General features: G+C 43.2%; 5 protein-coding genes and 1 CRISPR repeat array. Of the genes, 2 read left to right on the top strand and 3 right to left on the bottom strand.

Annotation, left to right across the window (positions count from 1 at the left end):
• Positions 1 to 77 precede the first annotated feature (77 nt).
• Positions 78 to 1183: direct repeats of the CRISPR family, unit length 28 nt; unit sequence TTTCTAAGCTGCCTGTGCGGCAGTGAAC.
• Between the two features lie 132 nt (positions 1184 to 1315).
• Both B143_RS0109280 and guaA read right to left on the bottom strand, forming a co-directional pair.
• A complete protein-coding gene (locus tag B143_RS0109280; protein WP_008314168.1) occupies positions 1316 to 1699 on the bottom strand; it encodes a hypothetical protein in 384 nt (127 codons plus the stop codon).
• 85 nt (positions 1700 to 1784) lie between these two features.
• Complete coding sequence (gene guaA, locus B143_RS0109275; protein WP_018123060.1) at positions 1785 to 3314, bottom strand: glutamine-hydrolyzing GMP synthase; 1530 nt, start codon at positions 3312 to 3314, stop codon at positions 1785 to 1787.
• A 156-nt stretch (positions 3315 to 3470) separates the two neighbouring features.
• Between guaA and metC the strand changes: the two genes are divergently transcribed.
• Positions 3471 to 4622 (top strand): cystathionine beta-lyase, encoded by a 1152-nt coding sequence (gene metC, locus B143_RS0109270; protein WP_018123059.1) that lies wholly within the window; start codon positions 3471 to 3473, stop codon positions 4620 to 4622.
• Between the two features lie 44 nt (positions 4623 to 4666).
• On the opposite strand, the gene B143_RS0109265 is transcribed toward metC, so the two are convergent.
• Positions 4667 to 5887, bottom strand: a complete 1221-nt coding sequence (locus B143_RS0109265) for an amino acid permease (protein ID WP_018123058.1) — start codon at positions 5885 to 5887, stop codon at positions 4667 to 4669.
• Between the two features lie 299 nt (positions 5888 to 6186).
• On the opposite strand from B143_RS0109265, the gene B143_RS0109260 reads away from it, so the two are divergent.
• On the top strand, positions 6187 to 7443 hold the full coding sequence (locus B143_RS0109260) for a D-amino acid dehydrogenase (RefSeq protein WP_018123057.1): 1257 nt from the start codon (positions 6187 to 6189) through the stop codon (positions 7441 to 7443).
• Positions 7444 to 7490 lie beyond the last annotated feature (47 nt).

The raw sequence follows: 7490 nt of genomic DNA, 5'->3' as shown, positions 1-7490 counted from the left end.
ATTGTTATTTGATTCTTTTTTGTGATCCTTAAAATCGTAACACAATCAATATTCAAGCACTAGATGAGTCTTATGAAATTCTAAGCTGCCTATGCGGCAGTGAACTATTCAGCTACTCTTCAGCGTCCGTTCGTCACTTTCTAAGCTGCCTGTGCGGCAGTGAACAAACATAAGTTTGATCAATGGCTTCTTTGTTTTTTCTAAGCTGCCTGTGCGGCAGTGAACAAACATAAGTTTGATCAATGGCTTCTTTGTTTTTTCTAAGCTGCCTGTGCGGCAGTGAACGATTTGTAAGCGCCTTTTTTTTTATGTTTTTTTTCTAAGCTGCCTGTGCGGCAGTGAACGATTTGTAAGCGCCTTTTTTTTTATGTTTTTTTTCTAAGCTGCCTGTGCGGCAGTGAACTGATAAAGATCGCGGAGATCAAATTGGAGTCATTTCTAAGCTGCCTGTGCGGCAGTGAACTGGTTAGAGTGGGGAATGTTGGAAAGCCACAGTTTCTAAGCTGCCTGTGCGGCAGTGAACAGAACACAATGACGGTCTACGCGAATATTCTATTTCTAAGCTGCCTGTGCGGCAGTGAACTGGCTAAGGATGTTGTGATAAAAGATAATGCGTTTCTAAGCTGCCTGTGCGGCAGTGAACAAAAAGCTATGACCATGCGGTCATGTACGTTATTTCTAAGCTGCCTGTGCGGCAGTGAACTGATAATCGCGTCAGTTGTTTGTGCCATTGCCTTTCTAAGCTGCCTGTGCGGCAGTGAACGATAAGTTTGAAAAGACTATCTTTGCGGGCATTTTCTAAGCTGCCTATGCGGCAGTGAACTAACGGCAGGACTTATTACATCGGTAAAAGTATTTCTAAGCTGCCTATGCGGCAGTGAACGGATTCGATCAAAATGATCATTTTGTCCATCTTTTCTAAGCTGCCTATGCGGCAGTGAACGGAATCACTGAGCGCGTGAACCATAATCCTTTTTTCTAAGCTGCCTATGCGGCAGTGAACACTAGACCCGTTTTTTTATGTTTATCGCTATCTTTCTAAGCTGCCTATGCGGCAGTGAACCAACACTTATCGAGCGTACTGAAACAACACTTTTTCTAAGCTGCCTATGCGGCAGTGAACTTGGTGTGACCGCCACACCCGAACGTGCAGACTTTCTAAGCTGCCTATGCGGCAGTGAACAGTAAAAACTATCACAATGCCATTGGAATCATTATGGTTTTGTTGATATTTGACCATAAAACCAATCTTTTCCCAATAACATGTAATTCACTGATATTTATCCAAATTTTTAAAGATTAGTCCATAAAGGTCTTAAGTATCCGCATGCTCAATCGCGCCTGCAACCGCACAACCTTTATAAGTGCGTTTGCCATAGTAGAACGTGGCAGTGAAGTCTGTTTCATCGCCATTACTGTCCTTGCACTTCAATGAGCGGATGTTTAATGTCAATGGCTGCCCATCATAATCCCCTGAGAATTCAACACCTTTTGCATATGCCGATCGCGTCACTTTCAATGTGCCCTCGCGAACCATTACCCCTTCAATCTCTAACTGATCATCATGTTTGACCACAATGCGCCATGGCTCATTGAGCTTGCCATATGCAGTAAAATCATGCACCACGGTATCTTGCTCAACAGAAGCACAACCTGTTAAAACTGCCATAATGGTTGTAATCATCCATAATTTTTTCATTCAACTCTCCTAAAAATCATTAAAAAAATGGCCTAATATTTATTTAGGCCATTTTTTATGTTCATGTCAATGCGTGGAAACTAAATTATTCCCACTCCACCGTTGCAGGTGGCTTACTTGTGATGTCATACACAATGCGGTTCACGTGTTTAACTTCATTGACGATACGCACAGAAATTTTTTGTAAAATGTCCCATGGAATGCGGGCAAAGTCTGCCGTCATACCATCAATCGATGTGATCGCACGAATGGCAATCGTATAATCATATGTACGGCCATCGCCCATCACGCCCACGCTTTTCAGACCAGTCAATACAGTGAAGTATTGCCAAATGTCACGATCTAAGCCCGCTTTGGCGATCTCTTCGCGCAAGATGAAGTCACTGTCACGCACGATTTCTAATTTATCTTCCGTGATGTCGCCTAAAATACGAATCGCTAAACCAGGACCTGGGAATGGTTGGCGCCACACTAAATGGGCAGGCATGCCAAGCTCTTCACCGAGTAAACGCACTTCATCTTTAAATAAAGTATTGAGCGGTTCAATCAATTTGAACTTCATATCTTCAGGTAAACCGCCCACATTATGGTGCGATTTAATGGTTTGCGCCGTCGCTGTACCACTTTCAATGATGTCTGTGTACAAGGTGCCTTGCGCTAAGAAATCAATGTCTTGTAATTTTTGGGACTCTTCATCAAAAAGATAAATGAACTCATTACCGATGATTTTACGTTTCGTTTCAGGATCAGACACACCCGCCAATTTACCTAAGAAGCGTTCTTTAGCATCCACTTTGATGATGTTTAAGCCAAATTTACCACTTAAGTTATTCATCACTTCTTCAGCTTCACCTTTACGAAGCATGCCGTGATCCACAAAGATACACGTCAATTGTTCGCCAATCGCTCTATGCAATAAGACGCCCACAACGCTTGAATCCACGCCGCCTGACAATGCCAATAAGACTTTTTTATCGCCCACTGTTTCGCGGATGGTTTTGATTTGTTGGTCAATGAAGTTTTCCATTTTCCAATCGCCATGGCAGCCGCACACATTCAAGGCAAAGTTTTTCAATAAATCAAAGCCTTTTTCAGAATGTTTCACTTCTGGATGGAACTGTACGCCAAACCATTTTTTATCTTTATTTTCAATTGCAGCAATGGGGCAATCGTCACTTGTGGCGACAACTTCAAAGCCTTCAGGGATTTTTGTCACCAAGTCACCATGGCTCATCCATACCACGTGTTCTTCAGGTAAGCCATTCAATAACAACGCATCTTTTTGCGTATGTTTTAACAGCGCTTTACCATATTCACTGTGATCCGCTTTAGAGACTGTGCCGCCTAATGAATCGCTCATGAGCTGCATGCCATAGCAAATGCCAAGTACAGGCACGCCTAAATTGAAGATTTCCATGTCAATTTTAAAGGCATCTTCTGCATACACGCTGTTTGGGCCACCCGATAAAATGATGCCACTTGGTGCCATTTTTTTGATATCTTCTGCAGTTGTTGTGTGCGCAATGAGCTCGGAAAACACACCAATCTCACGAATACGACGAGCAATCAACTGATTATATTGGCTACCGAAATCCAAAACGACTATATTTTCCATCGCGCTTCCTTATTTAATCTCTCTGCAAAAGGATTATTATAGCGGATTTATTGGCCACTCTTGCGATTAATATTATAAAAAACTGCAAAAAAATTGATTAAATATCAATCGCTCCTTGCTATAGTGAAGGATCACCATTCATTTCGAGGATGTGCAATGAAGATAGAAACGCAACTCACACAATTAGGGCGCGATCCTGCAAAGCAAACCGGCTTTGTCAATGGCCCGATTTATAGAGGCTCCACCGTTGTTTATCCCACGATGGATGATCTCGTTAATCGCCGTGCAGAATTCACGTATGGTACAGCCGGCACACCCACCATTCGTGATCTTGAAAATGCATGGACAGCGCTCACAGGTGGCGCGGGCACTGTATTATCGCCCTCTGGCTTAGGTGCGATTGCCCTAGCACTTTTGACCACCTTAAAAAGTGGTGATCATCTTTTAATGCCAGATTCTGTCTATTCACCGAGCCGTGCATTTTGTGATGATTTTTTACAAAAAATGAATGTGCGCACCACTTATTATGATCCATTGATTAAAGATGAGATCACAGAACTCTTTGAAGAGAAGACCACTGTCCTATTTTTAGAATCCCCCGGTTCTCAAACCTTTGAAGTGCAAGATGTGCCGCGCCTGACTGCCCTTGCCCATCAACACAACATCACCACCATCATTGACAATACATGGGCAACGCCGCTCTTTTTTGATGCCCATCGTCATGGTTGTGATCTCTCCATTGAGGCTGGTACCAAATATTTAGGCGGTCACTCGGATCTATTGCTTGGGCTCATTTCAGCAAATGATGCATGGTTCCCGAAACTCCGAAAAACCTATGATCTTTTTGCGATGCTGCCGGGCGCTGAAGATTGCTTTTTAGCTTTAAGAGGATTAAGAACCCTTAGCATTCGTGTCAAAGAGGCTGAAAAACGCGCGTTAGCGATGGCGAACTGGCTCAAAACTTTACCTGAAGTGGCCAAAGTCCTGCATCCTGCTTTGCCTGATTGCCCCGGTCATGAGATTTGGCAGCGCGATTTTACCGGCAGCACAGGGCTTTTTTCCATTATATTAATGCCTGGCTTTACGCAGCAAAACCTCGCGCACATGCTTGATCATATGAAGATTTTTTCCATGGGTTATTCATGGGGCGGATTTGAAAGTTTGATCATTCCATTTGATTGCAGCACCTATCGCACGGCGACACAATGGCAAACTGATGCCCTTGCCCTGCGCTTACAAATTGGGCTTGAGGATATTGAAGATCTAAAAGCCGATTTAGCCGCAGGCTTTGCGCGTTTACACGCATAAAAAAAACCTCAGGCTGAGGATTCAGCCTGAGGCATTTTCAACAATTATCCCACCACTTTTGGCAGAACATCCGTAAAGATTGAGAGTAAATATGCCGCCATAATGATCACGGCAAAGGCAATGGCAAGCACCAATGAAATCGTGCCACCGCGTGTGTGATCACCTTCCGGGTGCAATTGACGAGATTTATGCGCCATCATCACTGGCAAAATCACGCCAATGAAGGCAAAGATGATCCCTGCAAAGGCAAAAGCACTCAAGAAGATTTGCGGATAAGTGAAGCCCACAATGATCGGTGGCACAAAGGTGATCAAACCAATGGTGATGCGGTCATGACGCAATTTAAAATGCATCAATAAATCTTTCACCGCATTTGATAAACCAAGCGCAACGCCAATGTATGAGGTGATCAATGCTAACAGTGAGAAAATGCGCACCATTTCTGCAATGACTAAACTGCCTGTCGTGACGCGAAACGCCTCAATCAAGCCATTTAAACTTGGATTTTTATTCAGCACTTCGATCAATACTGATTGCTTTAAAACGCCATGAGTGGAGAACTGCCACACCACATAAATGATGAAAATGGCGGTTGCCCCAAGGATACATGCGATCTTCACTTTTTTATGATCACCGCCTAAATATTCATTGATGGTTGGCGTACAGATGTGGAAGCCAAACGTCATGAAAAATACAGGCATTGCAGAGAAAAAGAGTAAGTTATTCGTGGGGGCGGCTTGCAGATTTTCAAAAGAAACTTTATTCAGTAACACCGCTAAAATCACCACAAAGATGATGATTTTTAAGCTAAAGGAGATGCGATTGGCAACGTCTGCTAAGGAAATGCCCACCGTGACAATGGCACCTAAACCGATCGCGAAGATTAAAGAGGCAATCTTTTGCACAATGTGCGGATTGCTCACCATTGATTCAGGCAAAATGCCCATCAATAAATCGCCGCTGCCCGTCACATAGGCCGTTAAAACGGCATACATAAAGAACAACAAAACAAAGTTCACAAATAAGCGCCCTGCTGAGCCAAAATATTGTTCTGCTAAGGTGGCAATGCCAGCATCTTTACTGTTGTATTGATGCACCTCTGCATAGAGAACCGCTGTAAATGTCAGTAAAATCCATAAGAGCGTCAAGAGGGTGAATGTTAACCCAAAGCCCATCTGTGCGGATGTTAAGGGCATTGCCAACATCCCTGCCCCCACCGCGGTGCCCGCAATGATGAGCGTACTGCCTAAAACCTTATTCTTCATAGTCTAACCTTACTCTAAAACCCCAAATAAAATATCATCAAATAGCATACGCTAAAATGGTCAAAAACGAATAGTGATTTGTCAAATGCCTGCTTTATAAGATCAATCAAACAATTATCATACATTCGGCCATTTGATAATGATCTAATCTTACGCATTAATTCTTGAGAAACTTCAAAAGTACTACATTTTCTCTCAAAATGCCGCTATAGTGATACGCCGGTTCTAGACAGATCATGGTCAAAGCCTGCGCTTACAAAGCGCCTGCTTTGTTGTATATCATCAATATAGGAGGTTTCATGAACATCATCATTTTAGGTGCTGGTGTTATTGGTGTCACTCAAGCTTACTACCTTGCCAAAAAAGGGTACAAAGTGACAGTATTTGAGCGCCACGAAGGTCCGGCACTCGACACAAGTCACGCCAATGCAGGTCAAATTTCACCAGGCTATGCCACACCGTGGGCAGCGCCTGGCATTCCATTTAAAGCCATCAAATGGATGCTCGAAAAGCATGCGCCTTTAGCCATTCGCCCAACGGCTGACTTGAACCAATACAAGTTTATGTGGGACATGTTCCTAAACTGTAATAAAGAAAAATATGCCATCAACAAATCACGCTTGGTTCGCTTATCCGAATACAGCCGTGACTGCTTGATTAAATTGCGTGCAGATACAGGCATTTACTACGAAAACCGTTCATTGGGCACCACTCAATTATTGCGCACGAAAAAGCAGATGGAAGACATCAAAGCAGACTTAGAAGTGCTTGAAAAATTCAATGTGCCTTTTGAAGTGTTAGATGCGCAAGGCATTTTAAATGTAGAGCCCGGCTTAAAGCACTCTGTGAATAAATTAGAAGGTGGTTTACGTTTACCAAATGATGAAACGGGCGACTGTTTCTTATTCACCAATCGCTTAGCAGACATTGCAAAAACACTCGGCGTTGAATTTAAATTCAACCAAACGGTGGAAGACATCATCATCGAAAATAAAAAAGTCAAAGGCATTCGTGCCAATGGTGAAGAATATGATGCAGACATCGTGGTGGATTGCCTTGGCACATACACGCCATTCTTATTGAAAAAAATCGGCATTAAAGCCCCCATTTATCCATTAAAAGGCTACTCTTTAACTGCGGACATCATCGATGAGAATGCATCCCCAACCTCAACCATTTTGGATGAAACGTATAAAATCGCCATCACGCGCTTTGATAAACGCATCCGCATTGGTGGTATGGCGGAAATTTCTGGCTATCAGATCAAATTAGATCCAAAGCGCCGCGCAACCTTAGAATTTGTCACAGAAGATCTCTTCCCAGGTGCAGGTAACTTAAAAACGGCCATCTTCTGGTCAGGTTTGCGCCCGAAAACGCCAGACAGTACACCAATCATTGGCGGCACAGAGTTTGAAAACTTCTACATCAACGCAGGTCACGGCACATTGGGTTGGACACAATCTTGCGGTTCTGCCTCCTATTTGTCAGACATCATCGCAGGCAATCAACCTGAAATCAGCACAGAAGGTTTAGACATCTCCCGTTATGCTAAATAAGTGATACAAAAACATTCACACATAAAAAAAGGTCCATTAAGGACCTT

The sequence above is a fragment of the Wohlfahrtiimonas chitiniclastica DSM 18708 genome (assembly GCF_000375345.1).
Classification (GTDB): domain Bacteria; phylum Pseudomonadota; class Gammaproteobacteria; order Cardiobacteriales; family Wohlfahrtiimonadaceae; genus Wohlfahrtiimonas; species Wohlfahrtiimonas chitiniclastica.
The sequence above is the reverse complement of the archived record's forward strand: the minus strand, read 5'-3'. Positions and strand labels throughout refer to the sequence as shown.

Excerpts from the sequence above, each read along its gene's own strand:
- B143_RS0109280 (WP_008314168.1), bottom strand. The coding sequence starts at position 1,699 with ATGAAAAAATTATGGATGATTACAACCATTATGGCAGTTTTAACAGGT.
- guaA (WP_018123060.1), bottom strand. The coding sequence starts at position 3,314 with ATGGAAAATATAGTCGTTTTGGATTTCGGTAGCCAATATAATCAGTTG.
- metC (WP_018123059.1), top strand. The coding sequence starts at position 3,471 with ATGAAGATAGAAACGCAACTCACACAATTAGGGCGCGATCCTGCAAAG.
- B143_RS0109265 (WP_018123058.1), bottom strand. The coding sequence starts at position 5,887 with ATGAAGAATAAGGTTTTAGGCAGTACGCTCATCATTGCGGGCACCGCG.
- B143_RS0109260 (WP_018123057.1), top strand. The coding sequence starts at position 6,187 with ATGAACATCATCATTTTAGGTGCTGGTGTTATTGGTGTCACTCAAGCT.